General features: G+C 63.7%; 20 protein-coding genes. 19 read left to right on the top strand and 1 reads right to left on the bottom strand.

The features are described 5' to 3' along the window. Nucleotides 1-76 precede the first annotated feature (76 nt). The 19 genes from IC234_RS05445 to IC234_RS05535 all read left to right on the top strand — a co-directional run bounded on the left by IC234_RS05445 (nucleotide 77) and on the right by IC234_RS05535 (nucleotide 16,780). Nucleotides 77-238, top strand: coding sequence for a hypothetical protein (locus IC234_RS05445; RefSeq protein ID WP_190922841.1), 162 nt, complete (start codon nucleotides 77-79; stop codon nucleotides 236-238). 16 nt (nucleotides 239-254) lie between these two features. Further along, nucleotides 255-998: a hypothetical protein gene (locus IC234_RS05450; RefSeq protein WP_190922842.1), complete on the top strand. Its 744-nt coding sequence runs from the start codon at nucleotides 255-257 to the stop codon at nucleotides 996-998. Between the two features lie 99 nt (nucleotides 999-1,097). Then, complete coding sequence (locus IC234_RS05455) at nucleotides 1,098-1,826, top strand: hypothetical protein (RefSeq protein WP_190922843.1); 729 nt, start codon at nucleotides 1,098-1,100, stop codon at nucleotides 1,824-1,826. Nucleotides 1,827-1,877: 51 nt separating this feature from the next. Beyond that, complete coding sequence (locus IC234_RS05460; RefSeq protein WP_190922844.1) at nucleotides 1,878-2,597, top strand: hypothetical protein; 720 nt, start codon at nucleotides 1,878-1,880, stop codon at nucleotides 2,595-2,597. Nucleotides 2,598-2,718: 121 nt separating this feature from the next. Beyond that, nucleotides 2,719-3,123 (top strand): hypothetical protein, encoded by a 405-nt coding sequence (locus IC234_RS05465; RefSeq protein ID WP_190922845.1) that lies wholly within the window; start codon nucleotides 2,719-2,721, stop codon nucleotides 3,121-3,123. Between the two features lie 31 nt (nucleotides 3,124-3,154). Continuing rightward, entirely contained in the window at nucleotides 3,155-3,847 is a 693-nt protein-coding gene (gene cmk / locus IC234_RS05470; RefSeq protein WP_190922846.1) for a (d)CMP kinase, read from the top strand. Between the two features lie 103 nt (nucleotides 3,848-3,950). Further along, nucleotides 3,951-4,832 carry a 4-hydroxy-3-methylbut-2-enyl diphosphate reductase gene (locus IC234_RS05475; protein WP_190922847.1) on the top strand — a complete coding sequence of 294 codons (882 nt, stop codon included), beginning with the start codon at nucleotides 3,951-3,953 and terminating at the stop codon, nucleotides 4,830-4,832. A gap of 265 nt (nucleotides 4,833-5,097) precedes the next feature. Then, a complete protein-coding gene (locus IC234_RS05480) occupies nucleotides 5,098-5,409 on the top strand; it encodes a 2TM domain-containing protein (RefSeq protein WP_190922848.1) in 312 nt (103 codons plus the stop codon). A gap of 230 nt (nucleotides 5,410-5,639) precedes the next feature. After that, nucleotides 5,640-6,122: an ATP-dependent zinc protease family protein gene (locus IC234_RS05485; protein WP_190922849.1), complete on the top strand. Its 483-nt coding sequence runs from the start codon at nucleotides 5,640-5,642 to the stop codon at nucleotides 6,120-6,122. Nucleotides 6,123-6,201: 79 nt separating this feature from the next. Continuing rightward, on the top strand, nucleotides 6,202-7,155 hold the full coding sequence (gene rimK / locus IC234_RS05490; protein ID WP_190922850.1) for a 30S ribosomal protein S6--L-glutamate ligase: 954 nt from the start codon (nucleotides 6,202-6,204) through the stop codon (nucleotides 7,153-7,155). Between the two features lie 92 nt (nucleotides 7,156-7,247). Continuing rightward, nucleotides 7,248-8,207: a succinylglutamate desuccinylase/aspartoacylase family protein gene (locus IC234_RS05495; RefSeq protein ID WP_190922851.1), complete on the top strand. Its 960-nt coding sequence runs from the start codon at nucleotides 7,248-7,250 to the stop codon at nucleotides 8,205-8,207. A gap of 87 nt (nucleotides 8,208-8,294) precedes the next feature. Further along, on the top strand, nucleotides 8,295-8,984 hold the full coding sequence (locus tag IC234_RS05500) for an OmpH family outer membrane protein (protein ID WP_190922852.1): 690 nt from the start codon (nucleotides 8,295-8,297) through the stop codon (nucleotides 8,982-8,984). Nucleotides 8,985-9,254: 270 nt separating this feature from the next. Next, nucleotides 9,255-11,624 (top strand): TonB-dependent receptor, encoded by a 2,370-nt coding sequence (locus IC234_RS05505; RefSeq protein WP_223827507.1) that lies wholly within the window; start codon nucleotides 9,255-9,257, stop codon nucleotides 11,622-11,624. A gap of 80 nt (nucleotides 11,625-11,704) precedes the next feature. Beyond that, nucleotides 11,705-12,700 (top strand): DUF4249 domain-containing protein, encoded by a 996-nt coding sequence (locus tag IC234_RS05510; protein WP_190922853.1) that lies wholly within the window; start codon nucleotides 11,705-11,707, stop codon nucleotides 12,698-12,700. Between the two features lie 87 nt (nucleotides 12,701-12,787). Beyond that, the gene (locus tag IC234_RS05515) at nucleotides 12,788-13,072 is read left to right on the top strand and encodes a hypothetical protein (protein ID WP_190922854.1); all 285 of its coding nucleotides are present in this window, start codon (nucleotides 12,788-12,790) and stop codon (nucleotides 13,070-13,072) included. Nucleotides 13,073-13,190: 118 nt separating this feature from the next. Beyond that, complete coding sequence (locus tag IC234_RS05520; protein WP_223827508.1) at nucleotides 13,191-14,381, top strand: MFS transporter; 1,191 nt, start codon at nucleotides 13,191-13,193, stop codon at nucleotides 14,379-14,381. Nucleotides 14,382-14,446: 65 nt separating this feature from the next. Continuing rightward, entirely contained in the window at nucleotides 14,447-15,055 is a 609-nt protein-coding gene (locus IC234_RS05525; RefSeq protein ID WP_190922855.1) for a hypothetical protein, read from the top strand. Nucleotides 15,056-15,077: 22 nt separating this feature from the next. Beyond that, on the top strand, nucleotides 15,078-15,452 hold the full coding sequence (locus IC234_RS05530) for a cupin domain-containing protein (protein WP_190922856.1): 375 nt from the start codon (nucleotides 15,078-15,080) through the stop codon (nucleotides 15,450-15,452). A gap of 200 nt (nucleotides 15,453-15,652) precedes the next feature. After that, a complete protein-coding gene (locus IC234_RS05535; protein WP_190922857.1) occupies nucleotides 15,653-16,780 on the top strand; it encodes a porin in 1,128 nt (375 codons plus the stop codon). A gap of 187 nt (nucleotides 16,781-16,967) precedes the next feature. Here the strand turns inward: IC234_RS05535 and IC234_RS05540 are convergent, their stop codons facing one another. Continuing rightward, a complete protein-coding gene (locus IC234_RS05540) occupies nucleotides 16,968-17,462 on the bottom strand; it encodes a hypothetical protein (protein WP_190922858.1) in 495 nt (164 codons plus the stop codon). Nucleotides 17,463-17,468: the final 6 nt, after the last annotated feature.

Raw genomic sequence — 17,468 nt, forward strand, 5'->3', positions numbered from 1 at the left:
GCGAGCGGGAGATAAAAACGACGGCCGGTGGGCGGGGCCGCAAAGAACCTTAACTTTGAGATAAAATAAGTTGGCTATGAAAAAATCCTGGTCGTGGCTGGTGCTGGTGATGACGGTGCTCGTGCTGGGCGGCAGCCTGTTGAGCGGCTGCGCCCGCCGCACCTCGCAGCAGAAAAAAACCAGCTGGTACAAGCACCACAGCCGCGGCAAGAGCGTGCCGTGCCCGTGCGGGCACTAGGCGCTATTTTGCGCCCATGAGCGGACACCTACTTTCCTGGCGCCTTGGGCGGTTCTTTCTGTGCGGTGCCTTTTGCGGGGCGCTGGGCCTCCTGCACACCCTGGCGGCCGGTGCCAAGCCCGAGCCCCGGGTATTCAGGCCGGGCCACTACCGGCTGGCCGATGGGGTTTCGCACGCCGGTAGCCTGTGCCTAGTCAGCGACAACGAGTTGCTGGTGAAGGCGGATGGTGCAGTAGAGCCGCAACGCTTTGGGGCCGTGCAGGTGCAAAATTTTGTGATTGGGGCCGATTCGTTCGCCGTGCTGCGCAAGTTCGACGTGGTGGTGAACGGCGTGCTGACGCAATACCCTTGTGCCATGGTGCGGGTGCACCAAGCCGCGGGCGGGCTGGAGCTGTATGGTCTGCAGGGCACCATGGACGTGTACAAAGCCGCACCGAGTTCGCAGGCAATGATGCTCAGTAGCGTTGGCACCGGCATGAGCTACGGCGTAGCCGGTGTTGCCGGCGGCGCCCTGCTCCAAAAAAAGACGGGCACCTATGAAGAGAAGGTGATGACGGTGCTCCTGCTCCGCACCCCTGCCCATCCGGAGCTGCAAACGCTGCAACCTCAATCCAAAGAGGCCCACGACTTGCTGCAAGCCCTCACGGCCGACCAGCCCGAGCTCAGCAAGAAAATTCGCCGGCTGTTTCCCTCGGCCTTCACTCCCGAGAAGATGGTGGAGCTGCTGGCGCAATACACGGCGGCTAAAACCGGGAAATGACGTCGGGCATGGGCTCGTGAGGGCCAATGGAAAGGCCGGCCATAATTCGGTCAGAACCACTATTATTGCCCGCTCATCCTTCCACGTTTGCCGGCAATTATGGCTTTTTCTACTCGTATTCTGCCCGGGTTCCGGGCGGGACTAACGCTATTCCTGCTCATCGGCCTTGCCCTGACTACGCCCGCCTGGGCTCAAGGCAAGAAAAAGAAGCTGCCGCCGCTGCAGCCCGGTCGGCTGCACCTCACCGATGGCCGCCTGCTGCCCGCCCAGCTGCGGCTAGAAGACGGCGACGTTCTCAAAGCCCTCGGACCCGACGGCGCCGAAAAAACCTACTCGCCCGACGAGGTGAGCAGCTTCGTGATGGGCACCGACTCGTTCACGGTGCTGCGCGATTTTTACGTCACCCTCGTGCGCGACGCCGAGCACTACAGCAGCAGCTTCATGCGGGTGTGCGCGGCCGGCGCCGGGCTGGAGCTCTACGAGTTTCGGGGCACGATGTCGCGCCAGCAGGTGAGCGGCGGCAATTTAGCCTTGGTGGGTGCCGGCCTGGCCCTGCACATGGCCGCCGGCAACACGGCCATTCCGGTGTACGGTGGCCGCCAGGAAACCTTCGTGATGACCACGGCCTGGCTGCTGCGCCGCGACGGCAACCCCCGCTGGCTCACGCTGCCCTCCGGCGCCCGCAACCTGCGCGAGGTACTTGAGCCTTTGGTGGCCGACGACCAAGTGCTGGCGGCCTCGGTGCGCTGGGGCAGCCTGCGCCGCGAAGACGTGCCCGCCCTGCTCAGCCAATACGTGGCCCGCAAAACCGCCAAAGCCAAGTCCTGACCATTTCTCCCAAGCAAGTGTCCACTGGCCTAACCGGCCCCGCAGCAAACCATGACCAAGACCTTTTTTGCCCTGCTGCTGGCCGGCGCCTTTGCCTCGCCGGTTGTGCAGGCCCAAACCAATGCCTGGGGCCAGAAAAAGAACACCTACCAGTTTGGCAAGCCCGCCGCCGAACTGCCGCGCAAGCTGCCTAAGACCGTGCCCGGCCGCATTCATCTGCGCGACGGCAGCACGGTGAGCGCGCCGCTGGCCTATCTTGACTATAACAAGGTGGTGGCCGTGACGCCCGGCGCCCCTAAAGTGTACACGCCGGTAGAAGTCAGTAGCTTCGTGATGGCGCAGGACTCCTTCGTAGTGCTGAAAGACTTCAAGGTAATGGTGGGGGCCGACGAGCAGGAGTACCGCATTGCCTTCGTGCGGGTGGGCGCGGTGGGGGCGGGGCTAGCGCTCTACCAGTTCAGGGGCACCATGAAGCGCGAAGATGCCGTGCACTACGGCGCCGTGGCCACCCCCAACGGCTTTGCCGGAAATACTTATAGGTCTGACGCCACTGAGTACGAGATGACCAAAGCGTGGATACTCAAGCGCGACGACAGCCCACAATGGCTGAGCCTCACTAAGTCGGGCAGCAACCTGCGGGCCATTGTCGAGCCGTTGATTGCCGACGACGCGCGGCTGAGCAAGAAAGTTAAATGGGGCTCCCTGACCACCGACAAGCTGCCGACGCTGCTCAACGAGTACATCGCCGATAAGAAGGCCGGACGCAACTAAGCGCTTCCCCAAGCCGGGCCAGGCCCGTGGCGCCGACAACCCCCGGGGCGGCGGGCGTGTTACTTTGCGGACTAGCCGACTGACTCCGGCCGCTTTCGTTACCCGTACCCACGTCATTGCTATGCCTGAATCCAGCCCTACGCCCCTCGAATCCATTGAACTGGCCGCCGAGCAGGTGCGCCAGCAACTCAACCTGCCGGCCTTCGACGCCGAGGCCGTGGCCCACCTCGACCATTTCATCACGGCGCAGCGGGGCGTGCTGCCCGCCGCCGAGCGCGAGGGCGTGGTGATGGCGCTGGGCTGCTTTTTGGGGCAGTGCCTGGTGCGGGTATACCACGGCGAATGGGGCACGGGCAAGGACGGCAGCACCGGCGTGGGCATGGCCGGAAGATTTTTTTTCAACCCCTTCCAACTGGTCAATTCCCAACTGAATGAGGGAGAAAGCGCGTCGGTAGCCGCTTTTTTTGCCTCGGTGCCGGCCCGTCTGAAAGCCCCGGTGCCGGTTCGTAAGGGTTGGATTTCGTAATCTTGCGGGGCCAATGGCCGCCCGCGTCGTTATGAAACAACTCGTTATCGCCATTGACGGCTACTCTTCCTGTGGCAAAAGCACCACCGCCAAGGCCGTGGCCCAGCTGCTCCACTACGCCTACGTCGACACCGGCGCCATGTACCGCGCCGTGACGCTGTACCTGCTCGAAAACCGCATTGCCTTCGACGACCTGCCCGGTATTGAGGCAGCGCTGCGCAACATCCACATCAGTTTCCGGCGCAACCGCCGCACGGGCCGCAACGAGCTGTTCCTCAACGGTGCCAACCGCGAAGACGACATCCGCCAGATGCGCATCTCCAACTCGGTGAGCGAGGTGTCGGTCATCCCGATGGTGCGGCACGCCATGGTGGCCCAGCAGCAGCAAATGGGCCGCAAGCGCGGCGTGGTTATGGACGGCCGCGACATCGGCACCACCGTTTTTCCGGACGCGGAGGTGAAAATCTTCATGACCGCCGAAGTGGAGCTGCGCGCTCGGCGCCGCCAGGAAGAGCTGGCCGAAAAGGGTGAAATCGTGCCCCTCGACGACATCATCGAGAACCTGCGCAAGCGCGACCACCTCGACTCGACCCGCGCCGAAAGCCCCCTGCGCCGCGCCCCCGACGCCGTGCTGCTCGATACCACGCACATCACCATCACCGAGCAGGTCGATTTTGTGCTGGATAGGGTGTCGTCGGCGTTGTTCGCCGCGGGCTGGGATTAAATTCGGATTAAAGGCATGGGCAATTTGTGTGCCTTGCCGCCCGGCTAATCCGTACCTTTGCCCCGGCGAACCCCTTGCCGCCGCGCGGTGTTAAACTCCCAGCATGAAGGTCACGATTGATAAAAATTCCGGCTACTGCTTTGGCGTCGAATTCGCCATTCAAATGGCCGAAGACGAATTGGCACAGGGCCACCACCTCTACTGTCTGGGCGATATCGTGCACAACCGCATGGAGGTGGAGCGCCTGCACCAGCTGGGCCTGCGCATCATCGACCGCGAGCAGCTGGCCGAATTGCACGACACCAAAGTCCTCATCCGGGCCCACGGCGAACCGCCGGAAACCTACCAGCTGGCCCTCGAAAACAACCTAGAGCTGATTGACGCCAGCTGCCCGGTGGTGCTCAAGCTGCAAAACCGCGTGAAGCACGCCTTCGACCTGAGCCAGCGCCAAAACGGCCAGATTGTGATTTACGGCCAGCCGGGCCACGCCGAAGTGGCCGGCCTCACGGGCCAGACCGGCAACCGCGCCATCATCGTGATGAACGAGGCCGACCTGGACCAGATTGACTTCGCGCGCCCCGTCACGCTGTTCAGCCAAACCACCAAAAGCACGGCCGGCTTCTACAAGATGAAGGCCCTGATGGAGGCCCGCATCGCGGCCGCCGGCGGCCAATTGGACAGCTTCGACGCCAACGACAGCATTTGCCGGCAGGTGAGCAACCGCGAGCCCGCCCTGGCCAAGTTTGCCACCGAATACGACGTGGTGCTCTTCGTGAGCGGCCGTAAAAGCTCCAACGGCAAGGCCCTGTTTTCGGTGGTGAACGCCGTGAACCCGCGCAGCTACTTCATTGAAAACGAGACGGAGGTGAACGACGAGTGGCTGGCCGGCGCGCAGTCGGTGGGCATTTGCGGCGCCACCAGCACCCCGCTGTGGCTGATGCAACAAGTGGCCGAGCGGGTGGAAGGCGTGGGCGAGCTGGCGTAAGCCGCCGGATTTATCGCCGTGCAGAGCACGCGGACCGCAAAAAGCATCGAACGTCCTGTCGGGCTTAGCCCGGCAGGACGTTTTTATGTTGGACAGTTGGGTGTAATGCCGGGCGCCCAGGCGCGATTCAACTCGTACGCTTCGGCAGCCGCAAATGCTGCCTCAGCTACGGCCTTCGACGCTTCGGCAACGGGAAGTGGCGCGGCCCCGGGCCGAAAGGCCATCTTTGACCATCAATTCCAACCAACCCCAACCCCTCAAGCTCATGGAACCCCTGCAACGCGACCCTTACCTGTGGCAGAAAGCAAAGTCCCGGGCCAAGTTTCAATCGCACCTCTTCACCTACCTGTGGGTGAACGCTTTGCTCTGGGCCATTTGGGCCCTGACGGACCGCCATCACACCGGCGAAATTCCCTGGCCCATCTGGAGCACTGCTTTCTGGGGAGTTGGGGTGCTGCTGAGCGGCTTGGCCGCCTACGGCTACGGCGGCCTGAGCCGTGAGCAGCGCACCCAGCGCGAGTACGAGCGCCTAGCACGTGAGCGGGGCGTCGCCGACCCCCTTGATAAATACCGCTAAGCAACGGCTTAGGATACAGCCCCCAATCCTTTCTTCTGCAAAAGAGAATTGAACCCGGTCCGGCCGAGGTCGGAGGGCTTTCAGATTGATGCGAGGACGTTTCGGCCCCGGTCGGAGCGCGCTTCAATTGATTTGAAAGTTCTCCGGCCGAGGCCGGACTGCTTTCCATGCCATTGGTTTGGGCGCCGGCCCAGGCCCGATAAGCGGCGGCCGGCCCTATCTTCACCACCATGAACCGCCCTCGCCCTCCCAAGCGCTTGCTCGGCCGCCGCGAGCTCATCGACTTTCCCGCCTTCGCCCTGGGCGGCGTGGAGGCCAAGGTGGACACCGGTGCCTACACCAGCGCCATTCACTGCACCGACATCCACATCGAAACCGACGCGCAGCAGCGGCCGGTGCTGGTGGTGCGCCTGCTCGACCCCGACCACGCCGACGCCAACGGCCGCCCGCTCACCTTTGCCGATTTTACCTTGCGCGACATCCGCTCTTCCAACGGCGAGGTGCAGGAGCGCTACGTTATTCGGGCCACGGTGCAGCTGTACGGCGAAGAATTTGACGCCGAATTTTCGCTTTCCGACCGCTCCGACATGAAGTACCCGGTGCTGCTGGGCCGCAGCCTGTTGCGGCAGGGCCGCTTCGTGGTCGACGTGGCCAAGCGCAACCTTTCCTACAAAGCCCTGGCCCATGCGGCCGCGCGCCGCGCCCGTCCCTGAGTAGTTTTGCGGGCCGAATGCGCCGCGTTTTTGTTGTGCCATTTCCCTTCTGTTCCTTCCGCCTTCTCTTCACTCCACGATGAAACTGGCCATTCTCTCGCGTGAGCCCAACTCTTATTCCACCAAGCGGCTGGTGGAGGCCGCGGCCGCCCAGGGCCACGAAGCCGTGGTCATCGACCACTTGCAGTGCAACATTGTGCTGGAAAAGGGCACGCCCGGCATCATTTACCAGGGCGCGCGGCTTGCCGGCTTCGACGCCATCATTCCGCGCATTGGCGCGTCGGTCACGTTTTACGGCACGGCCGTGGTGCGCCAGTTTGAGATGATGAAGGTGCGCACCGCCATCGACAGCCAGGCCATTGTGCGCTCGCGCGACAAGCTCCGCTCGATGCAGATTCTGAGCCGCGCCGGCGTGGGCATGCCCAAAACGGCCTTCACCAACTTCTCCGAAGACGTGCCCGCGATGATAGAGCAGGTGGGCGGTGCTCCGGTCATCATCAAGCTGCTGGAAGGCACCCAGGGCCTGGGCGTGGTGCTGGCCGAGTCGGCCAAAGCCGCGCAGTCGGTGATTGAGGCGTTTCACAACCTCAAGGCCCGCATCATTGTGCAGGAGTTCATTGCCGAAAGCAAGGGCGCCGACCTGCGCGCTTTCGTGGTCGACGGCGAAGTGGTGGGCGCCATGAAGCGCCAGGGCAAGGAGGGCGAGTTTCGCTCCAATCTGCACCGCGGCGGCTCGGGCACGCTCGTCAAGCTCACGCGCGCCGAAAAGGCGGCGGCGCTGCTGGCCACCAAGGCCCTGGGCCTGGGCATTGCGGGCGTCGACATGCTGCAGAGCAAGCGCGGCCCGCTGGTGCTCGAAGTCAACTCCTCGCCGGGCCTGGAAGGCATCGAGAAAGCCACCAAGCAGGACATTGCCGGCCGCATCATCGACTACACCACCGCGCTGGCCAGCAAGAAAAAAGCCAAGCCCAAAGCAAAAAAAGGTGCCAGCCAGGCCGTAGATGCGCAGTCGGACGTGCCCAGCGGGAAGTAGGCGGCTGCCTGGGAGTAAAAACGTCATGCTGCGCTGCGCGCTGCATGACGTTCGTTTTCGTTCCGTTAGCCCCCCGACCGTCCTTTACGCTTATGCCCGCGCCCGCCACTTCCTTCCACCTCAACGGCCTCACCATTCATCCCGGCGAGCAGGTGCTCACGCGCTTGGTCATTTCGCGGCTGCCCTCGGGCACGGTGATTGACGTGCCGGTGCACGTGTTTCGGGCCGTGGAGCCCGGGCCCACGCTGCTGCTCATGGCCGGCATGCACGGCGACGAGGTGAACGGCATCGAAACCATTCGGCGGCTGGTGCGGCGCGAGCTGCTGCAGCCGCTGCGGGGCAGCATCATCGCCATCCCCATCCTCAACATCTACGGGTTTCTGAATTTCAGCCGCGACGTGCCCGACGGCAAGGACGTGAACCGCTCGTTTCCGGGGTTTCCTCGCGGGTCCTTGGCCGGGCGCGTGGCCCACCGCTTCATGCGCGAAATCATGCCCCTGATTGATTACGGCATCGATTTTCATACGGGCGGCGCGGCGCGGGCCAACTACCCGCAAGTGCGCGGCCTGCTCGGCGTCGACCCCGAGGTGGACGCGCTGGCGGCGGCGTTTGCGGCGCCGTTTACGCTGCACGCGGCCCTGCGGGCGGGCTCGCTGCGTGAGGCGGCGCACGGGCTGGGCAAGCGCGTTATTGTGTACGAAACCGGCGAGAGCCTGCGGCTCGACGAGCCTGGCATTGAGGAGGCGCTGGCGGGCACGCTGCGCGTGATGCACCACCTGGGCATTGGGCCCGAAGCCCCGGCCCCGGCGCGGCCCGGCATTGTGTGCCGGCGGCACACGTGGCTGCGGGCCCGCTTTGCCGGCCTGTTCCGGTCGCACGTCGAGAATGGCCAGTTTGTGGAGAAAGGCCAGATTTACGGCTCCGTGGCCGACCCCTACGGCCAGCAGTCGGTGCGGCTGGAGTCGCCGCTCAGCGGCTACGTCATTGGTCTGAACCATATGCCCGTGGTGAACCAAGGCGATGCCCTGCTGCATATTGCCGTGCCGGAGTAGGGGAGGCAGTGCGCGGATAACGGCCGATTCCTCCACTAAGCCCAGCCTTCCGCCTTACTTTTGTTTTTTCCTCACCTGTGCATTTCAATGAAAAACCCGATTCAGCTCACCATTAACATCGTGCTGGCCCTGGCCGTGGCCGGTTTGTATTTCCTGCATTTCAACCAAAAGCCGGTGGCCCCGGCCATTGCCACCGATAAGTCGACGGCCGTGCTGGCCTCGCCGGAGCTCAACACCGCCGACACCACGGCCGCAGCGCCAGCCGAAGCTGCCTCCACCGTGGCCGCTGCCGAAACGCCGGCCCCGGCTGCCAGCAACGACGGCAAAATCGTGTACGTGGAGTCGGGCAAGATGCTGGACGGCTACCAGGGCATGAAGGACGCCCGTCGCGCGTTTGAAGCCAAAGCCCGCGGCTGGGAAAACCAGAATCAGAAGCTGATTGCCAACTTCCGCTCGGCCGTGGAGGCCTACCAGAAACAGGCGCCCACCCTCACCGCCGAGCAGCGCGCCGCCACCGAGCAGAAGCTGCAGGCCCAGCAGCAGGAGTCGGGCCAGGCCCAGCAGCGCATCCAGGCCCAGGCCCAGGAAGAAGAAGCCAAGCTGACCCAAACCGTGCTCGAAAGCGTGAACAAGAAGGTGCAGGCCTACGGCAAGTCGCACGGCTACAAGCTCATCCTGATTGCGGCCCCCAGCGGCACCATCGCCTACGGCCAGAAAGACCTCGACATCACCGAGCCGGTGCTGGCCTACCTGAACGCGGAATACCGCAAGAAGTAAGCGGTAGCAGCTGCATCGCCAGCGAAGTTTCAGCACGTCATGCGGAGCGCAGCCGAAGCATCTCGCGTGGGGTAGTAATTCAATCGACAGGATTAGTGACTCCACGCGAGATGCTTCGGCTGCGCTCCGCATGACGTTCTTTTTTTGTTGTTTTTTCGAATGCCGGAGGCAACCCCACGCGCCCAAACCCGCTCTCCAATAAATCCCGGGGCTTGCCGTTGAGGCTCTCACCAGGATATTGCCCCTGGTTCCTTCCACCTTTCCTTCTGCATGAAGTCACTTTTCCGCATGGCCGCGCTGAGTAGCGCGGCGCTGCTGGGAGCCGCTACCGCCCACGCGCAGCAAACCAACCGCTTCACCATCAGTGGGTACGTGCGCGACGGCGCCACCGGCGAGAGCCTGCCCGGCGTGGCCGTGGTGCACCCCGCCACCGGCCAGGGCACCACCACCAACACGTTCGGCTTCTACTCCCTTACGCTGGCGGCCTCTCCCGATTCGGTGCGGCTGCTGGTGTCGGCGCTGGGCTACGAGCGGCTGCGGCTGGCCCAAAAAGCCGACCGCAGCTTCACCCACGATTTCCGGCTGAAGCCGTCGTCGGCGGAGCTGGCGGGCGTGGAAGTGGTGGGCAGCAAGGAGGAAAAAGTGGCCGAAAGCACGCGCATGGGCACCATCAACGTGCCGGTGGCCCAGATTAAGCTGCTGCCCGCCCTGTTTGGCGAAACCGACGTGCTGAAGGTGCTGCAACTGCTGCCCGGCGTGCAGGCGGGCGGCGAGGGCAGCAGCGGCCTCTACGTGCGCGGCGGCTCGCCCGACCAGAACCTGATGCTGCTTGACGGCACGCCCATCTACAACGCCTCGCACCTGTTCGGCTTCTTTTCGGTGTTCAACGCCGACGCCATTAAGAACGTGGAGCTGATAAAGGGCGGGTTTCCGGCGCGCTACGGCGGGCGCCTGTCGTCGGTGGTCGACATCACGATGAAGGAAGGCAACATGGAGAAGCTGCACGGCGAGGGCGCCATCGGGCTCATTGCCTCGCGCTTCACGCTGGAAGGGCCCATCAAGAAGGACACCGCCTCGTTTATTTTCTCGGCCCGCCGCACCTACATCGACATCCTGGCCCGGCCGCTCATCATGGCGCAGGGCAATGGGCTGGTGGCCGGCTACTATTTCTACGACCTCAACGGCAAGCTGAACTGGAAGCTGGGCGCCCGCGACCGCCTCTACCTGAGCGGCTACATGGGCTACGACGAGTTTTACGCCAACGACGAGAGCAAGCGCGACAACGGCGACTACTACAAGCAGAAAAGCGCCCTGGGCTGGGGCAACCGCATTGTGGCCCTGCGCTGGAACCACGTGGTGAACGACCGGCTGTTCATGAACAGCCATCTCACCTTCACGCGCTACCAGTTCGACGTGGGCTCGACCCAGGAGGAACGCTACACCAACGGCAGCGGGCAAACGAGCACCGAAAAATTCAGCCTGAATTACCTCTCCAACATTCAGGACGTGAGCGCGAAGGTCGATTTCGACTACGTGCCCAACCCCAACCACTACATCCGCTTCGGCGGGCAGTACATCCGGCACCAGTTCCGGCCCGGCGCCCTGCAAAGCGAAGGCAGCGTCGACCCGGCCCAGAACCAGGCCACCGGCCGCCGCATCGGCGCCGACGAAGCCAGCCTCTACGCCGAAGACGACGTGAAGCTCACCGACCGCCTGAAGGTGAACGTGGGCCTGCGCCTGAACTCGTTTTTGGTGGAAAAAAAGCTGTACCCCAGCGTGGAGCCGCGCCTGGCCGCCCGCTTTCTGCTCACCGAAGACTGGGCTCTGAAAGGCGCCTACGCCCGCACCACGCAGTACGTGCACCTGCTCACCAACAGCGGCATCGGCCTGCCCACCGACCTGTGGGTGCCCGCCACGGCCAAAACACAGCCCCAAAAAGCGCAGCAGTTCAGCCTGGGCGCGGCCCGCAACCTGCGCTTCAAGGGCGAAGACTTCGAGCTGAGCTTCGAGACCTATTATAAGCCCATGCAGAACCTGATTGAGTTCCGCGAGGGCGCCGACTTTGTGGGCACCACCGACGACAACTACGAGGCCAAAATCACGAGCGGCCAGGGCTGGGCGTATGGCGGCGAGGTGTTTTTGCAAAAGAAAACCGGCAAAACCACTGGTTGGATAGGCTACACCCTGGCCTGGAGCAACCGCCGCTTCGCGGAGCTGAACCAGGGCCTGACCTACCCCTACAAGTACGACCGGCGGCACGATTTCAAGCTGGTGGTCATCCACGAGTTCAGCCCCACGCTCACGCTGTCGGGCACGTTTGTGTACGGCACGGGGCAGGCCGTCACGCTTTCGCAGGGCCGTTATTCGCTTGGGCCCGATTCGGGACCTACGTTTGAGGACTACGGCACCCGCAACAGCTACCGCATGGCCGCCTACCATCGCCTCGACCTCGACCTGAGCCACACCAAGAAAAAGCGCTGGGGCGAGGTGGTGAACAGCTTCAGCGTGTACAATGCCTACAACCGCAAAAATCCCTATTTCATCTACTTGGGCCGCGGCCAAGGCAGCGATAAGCTGAGCTACCGCCAGGTGTCGCTGTTTCCCATTTTGCCGTCGTTCAGCAAGACGTTCCGGTTTTAACGTTTCGATTTGAGTGCTCCCGAAGGCCGTCATGCTGAGCGCAGTCGAAGCATGACGGTTCTAAGGTGGGCCAGCCAACTATGAAAAACCTCTCCTTTCCGGTCTTCCTTCTTCTCGCCGCCCTCAGCAGCTGCGAAACCACCGTGGACCTGCCCGAGCCGCCGCACACGCCGCGCGTGGCGCTGTCGTTTGTGCTGGGCCCCAACCCACAGGACTCGTCGTTTCTGGACCTGTACCGGGGGCGGCAGCTCTACATCAGCAACAGCCAGAGCGCCTTCGACACCCGCCAGCTAGAGGGCCGCACCGATGCCACCGTGGACCTGCGCGACGCCGCCGGCCAGGTGGTGGAGCGCTACCGCCCCCGGCCCTCGGGCACCGACCCGCAGTCGGGCTTTTTTCTGGGCCCTCCCGGCTACTACAAGCCGGTGCTGGGTTTCCGGCCGCAGGTAGGGAAGGCCTACACGCTACGCGCCACCCTGCCGGGCTTTGAAACGGCCGAAAGCACCCTCACGCTGCCCGCGGCGCCGGTGGTGGAAAGCGGCACCTACACACCCCGTACCACGGCCGGCCCTACTTCGGGCGAGTACACGGGCCGGCTGAGCTTGGTGCTGCGCGACGACCCCGCCACCCCCAACTACTACCTGGCCTTTGCGCGGCTGCTCGACAAGCAGGGCAACCCCGGCAACTGGTCGGCCATCGAAGTGGACTACGACAGCCAGAGCAACACCGCCGGCAGCATCGGGCAGTTTGAGCTCTCGAGCCCGCAGCAGCAATACAGCATTTACCCCTTTGCCGATACCGACGTGAACGGCCAGCGCATTGCCCTTTCTTCCGACGTGCGCTTCTACACCAGCTGCTTTCCCTTCGGCCCGCGCTGCCCCCAGCCAGGATTCATCGAGGTGCACGTGAGCAGCATCACGGCCGACGCCTACAATTTCTACCTCTCGCGCCGCCGCTACTACGACAGCGACGGCAACCCCTTTGCCGAGCCCGCGCCGCTGGCTTCCAACGTGCGCAACGGCTACGGCATCTTCGGCGGGGCCACCGAGGCCACGTTCCGCATACCGCTGCCGTAATGCGCCGTTAAACCCGGCGCAGGTATTGTGGTCGAAGGGGCGTAAATTGAGTTTCAACCCTAACCGTGCGCCCCGGCGCAATGCCTCATGCGACCCCAATCCTTGTTTCTCGCTTTTGGCCTCTGCTTGTTGCTGCTGAGCAGCCACGCGGCCAGCGCCCAGGTTTCCGTCACCATTGGCGGTGGGTATTATCCGCCGCCCCGGGCCTACTACGGTCCGCGCTACTACCCGCCCCGTCCGGCGGTGGTGTATGCCGTGCCGCCGGCCCCGGTTTACTACGCCCCGCGGCCCGTGTACGTGGCCCCGCGACCGATATACGTAGCGCCACGGCCCTATTACTACCGTGGCCGTGGGTACGGCCGCCGCTGGTAGTATAGGTGCAGTTGCACAAGGCCCCGCCCGATACGGCGGGGCTTTTTGTTGGCGGCCAGTGGGGGCGCGGCGCTGTGCGTAAGTTTAGCGCCTTGTTCCCACCCACGCATTTCTTGAGTTGAAAACGACGCCTCCGCCGGCTGGCTGGGTGCTGCCGCTGGTGGTGGCCGCACAGTTTGCCTGCACTTCGCTCTGGTTTGCCGGCAATGCCGTGCTGCCGGGCCTGCTGCACGACGCTCACCTCGCCGACACGGCGCTGAGCACGGTGGTGTCGGCGGTGCAGTTCGGGTTCATTATGGGCACGCTGGTGTTCTCGTTGCTGGCCCTGGCCGACCGCATGTCGCCCTCCCAACTGTTTTGGTGGTGCGCCGTGGCCGGTAGCCTGGCCAATGCGGGCCTGCTGCTGCCCAATCTGACCGGGGCCACGCTGCTAGCGCTGCGTTTTGCGGTGGGGTTTTTTCTGGCCGGCATCTACCCCGTGGGCATGAAAATAGCGGCCGACTATTTCGAAGGCGGGCTGGGGCGCGCCCTGGGCTACCTGGTGGGGGCGCTGGTGCTGGGCACGGCCCTGCCGCACCTGCTGCGGCTGCTGGCGGCGGGCGAAGACTGGCGCGGCGTAGTGCTGGTTACCTCGGGGCTGGCCCTGGCGGGCGGGCTGCTGCTGCGCTGGCGCGTGCCCGATGGGCCGTTTCGTCGGGCGGGCGCCCGGCTGCAGGCGGGCGCCGTCTGGCAGGTGTTTCAGGACAAGCCGTTTCGGGCGGCGGCGATGGGCTATTTCGGGCACATGTGGGAGCTCTATACGTTTTGGGCCTTCTTGCCGCTGTGGCTGGCGGCGTATGCGCAGCGGCACCCGGCGGGCGGGCCGCTGGGGCCGGGCTGGGCGTTTGCCATCATTGCGGTGGGGGCGCCCGCGTGCGTGGGCGGCGGCTATCTGGCCCAGCGCATCGGCAGCCGCCGCACGGCGCGGCTGGCACTGGCCGTATCGGGCGCGTGCTGCCTGCTGAGCCCGCTGCTGCTTGGGCTGCCATTGTGGGCTTTTGGCGGTGCCATGGGCCTGTGGGGCATGGCCGTGGTGGCCGATTCGCCGCAGTTTTCGGCCTTAGTAGCGCAGGAGGCGCCGGCCGCCACCAAGGGCACCGCCCTCACGCTGGTTACCTGCCTGGGGTTTGCGCTCACCATCGTGAGCCTGCAGGCGTTTGCGGCGCTGCATCCGCAACTGGAGGCGCGTTATTGGTTCTGGCTACTGGCGCCCGGGCCGCTGCTGGGGCTGCTGGCCACGCGCCGGCCGCCCGCGCCGGAAGTGCGCTGATGCGCTGCGTTTTGCTTAATCTTGCTTTCCCGAGCCAGCCGGTTGGCCGGGGCAAGCTGTTTTTCATGAACCGTTACACCTTGTTTGTGGGTACAGCGCTGGCGCTGCTGGGCGCCGGCTGCAACCAGACGGCCCCCGTGTCGTCGGCCCCCACCGCCGCTGCGCCCGAAACGGCGGCCACGCCCGCCGCCACCGCCCGGGCCGACTCGGCCGCCGCCAGCGCTGCCGCCCCGCCCGCCGATGGCACGGTGGCCCCGCCCAAAGCCGCCGCGCCTCAGCTGGCCGAAGCCGAAACAATGAAAGCCTCCTTCCGCTTCACGCCCAGCCCCGACCCCGACGACCCCGCGCACCCGCGCACCCGCGCCCACCTCGTGCTGCAGGGCCGCCTGCCCCTCGACATCGACCTGGGCAAATTTGTGGGCAAGCCCGACGTGGTGGACGCCGCCAAGGCCAAGGCGGCTAACTTCCCCAGCGGCATGCTGCTGGGTTTCCGTAGCTACTCGGCCGCTACCGGCATCAGCCAAGACCTGGCCGTGCTGCCCGTGGACGGCCACCGCCTGCGCGTGGTGCAGCGCAAAGTGGACGAAACGGCCCCCGAGCCCGGCACCTTCGAAACCTCCCGCGAAGTTCCGCTGCCCGCCAACACCCGGGTGGTGGCCACTGCGCAGAAGTGAATAATAAGTAGTACGTTAGGGCATGAATACTTCCTCCCTGCTCGGCCCGATAAAGGGCGCCACGCGCCGCGAAGTCGGCGGCGTGCAAGTTGACGTGGTGCCCACCGGCAACGCCCGCGTGAAACGCATTGTGTACCCGGCGGGCTTCCGCTGGTCTCAACACCTAAAGGACATTGTGGGCACGCCACTGTGCATGCACGCGCACGTGGGCTTCCTGGCCAGCGGCCAGATTAGCATTCAGTACGCCGACGGAGCCGTGGAAGAATTTGTGGCACCGCAGGCCGTGGCCATCGCGCCCGGCCACGACGGCTGGGTGGTGGGCGACGAGCCGGCCATTCTCATCGAGTTCGATTTTGAAGGCGAAACCGTGGAGCGCATGGGGCTGCGCCGGGGCTAAGCCGTGCGCCCAAGCCGCCTTTGGGGCCTGACAAACATATTCAGCAAGCGCTGCCACCCTCCAAACCCAGTCTGGGGTGCCACGACGTTTGCAGGCTCAGCTGTAATGAATCCATCACCTCACCGATTAAACAGGCCGCGCTGCACGAGGTAGCGCGGCTTATTTTTTGCCCCGTGGCTGCCTTGTTGCGGCCGTATTTCATGAGAAACGCTCTATTATCTGGTCTGGCGTCTTTTGCCACTACCATGGCCCTGGGCCAGACCCCGCCCGCAACCGGCCCCGGCCCGGTGGCTGCACCCGCCGCAGCTCCGGCAGAGGTCGCTCCCAATCCGCTGACCACCTACGGCTTTGTAGATGCCTACTACGGCTACGACATCAAGTACGCCAACGGCAATGAGCGGCAGTTTTTTCTGTACTCGCACAACCGTCAAAACGAGTTTGCCATCAACCAGGCGCTGCTTGGGGTGCGCTACGACGATGGCAAGGTGCGCGGCGCGCTGGGCCTGCACGCCGGCACCTACGTGAGCGCCAACTACGCCAATGAGGACGTGGTGTTGCGGCACGTGTACGAAGCCTACGCCGGCTTTCGGCCCTTCGCTAACGCGTGGCTCGACGCGGGCATCTTCGGCTCGCACATTGGGTTTGAGTCGGCCATCTCGAAGGATAACTGGACGCTGACGCGCTCCATCATGGCCGAGAATTCGCCTTATTATGAGTCCGGTGTGCGCTTCAGCTACGAATTCAGCCCCAAGCTCACCCTGACCGGCGTGGTGCTGAACGGCTGGCAGAACATCCGCGAAACCAACCAAGCCAAAGCCCTCGGCACCCAGCTGCAGTGGAAACCCTCGGCGAAGGTGGTGGTCAACAGCAGCACGTTTTATGGCAACGAACAGCCCGACGGCGCGCCCGTGGCCCGTCGCTATTTTCACGACTTCTACGTGACCTATGCCCCGGCCGAGCGGCTGAACCTGGCGCTGGTGTTCGACGTGGGCAAGCAGCAGAGCGCGGCGCCCGGCTACGATACCTGGCACTCGGGAGCCGCCTTCGTGAAGTACCGGCTGGCCGAAAAACTCTCGGGCACGCTGCGCGGCGAGTACTACTACGCCGAGCGCGGCGTGCTGATTCAAAGCATCAAGCCCGAAGCTACCGATGCTGATTTCCGCGTGGCCGGGGGCTCGCTCAATCTCGACTACGCGCCCGCTCCCAACGTAGTGCTACGGGCGGAAGGGCGCTACCTGAACGGCGTAAACGGCCTGTTTGCCCGCCCCGACAACCCGAGTAACCAAAGCTACGGCAACCTGACCACCAGCCTGGCCATTTCATTCTAAAAAAGGGCGAAGAAGGGTAGGGGAACCAACGTATTGCGCCTTTGCCATCGAACGACTGGTGTCCTAGCAAAACCGCGCTGAACTTCCAACACCTGCGCAAAACAAGTAATGACAAAGCTGAAACTCCTATATCAGGAGCTATCAGGGAGCATGAGTTTGGCTAAAGCACTCACCTCCTCAATAACTATTAGAGCTGGACTGATAGCTGCCAGCTAGAAGATTTGGCACGTGCAAGAATTTCCGGAATGGATGTAATCAGCACCTCGCCGGTGAGATTGTTGCGCAGTGCGACGCGATGACGTGATTTTAATACTTCAGCAGCGCTTATCTCACTTTCCGTTAGCGCGAAGAAGAATCCAGAAAAATCATCTTTCACGCGGTGCTGATTAGCGGTTTTTATTTCAATAAAAACCATTTTAGGCAAGGCATCCCGCACCGAATCCGGATTATTAAAATCCACTTCTTGACCGTCTGGTAATTCTATGGCGTCGAAGCTGCTTGCCTTTATAGTGATTCCTGTCTCACGCAGAGCAGCCAATAGAATTTGCAGTCCCTTGCCACGAGGCCGCGGGACCCAATTGTCCATATCGGCCAGCATGCGGGCCTCTCCGGCTGCTCCTTGTTGGTTAGCCAGCCTTGCTAGGTGTGCCCGTTTTGCCAGTATGACCTCAACTGGTTTCATGCGTTG

The organism is Hymenobacter armeniacus (genome assembly GCF_014699055.1).
Lineage (GTDB): Bacteria > Bacteroidota > Bacteroidia > Cytophagales > Hymenobacteraceae > Hymenobacter > Hymenobacter armeniacus.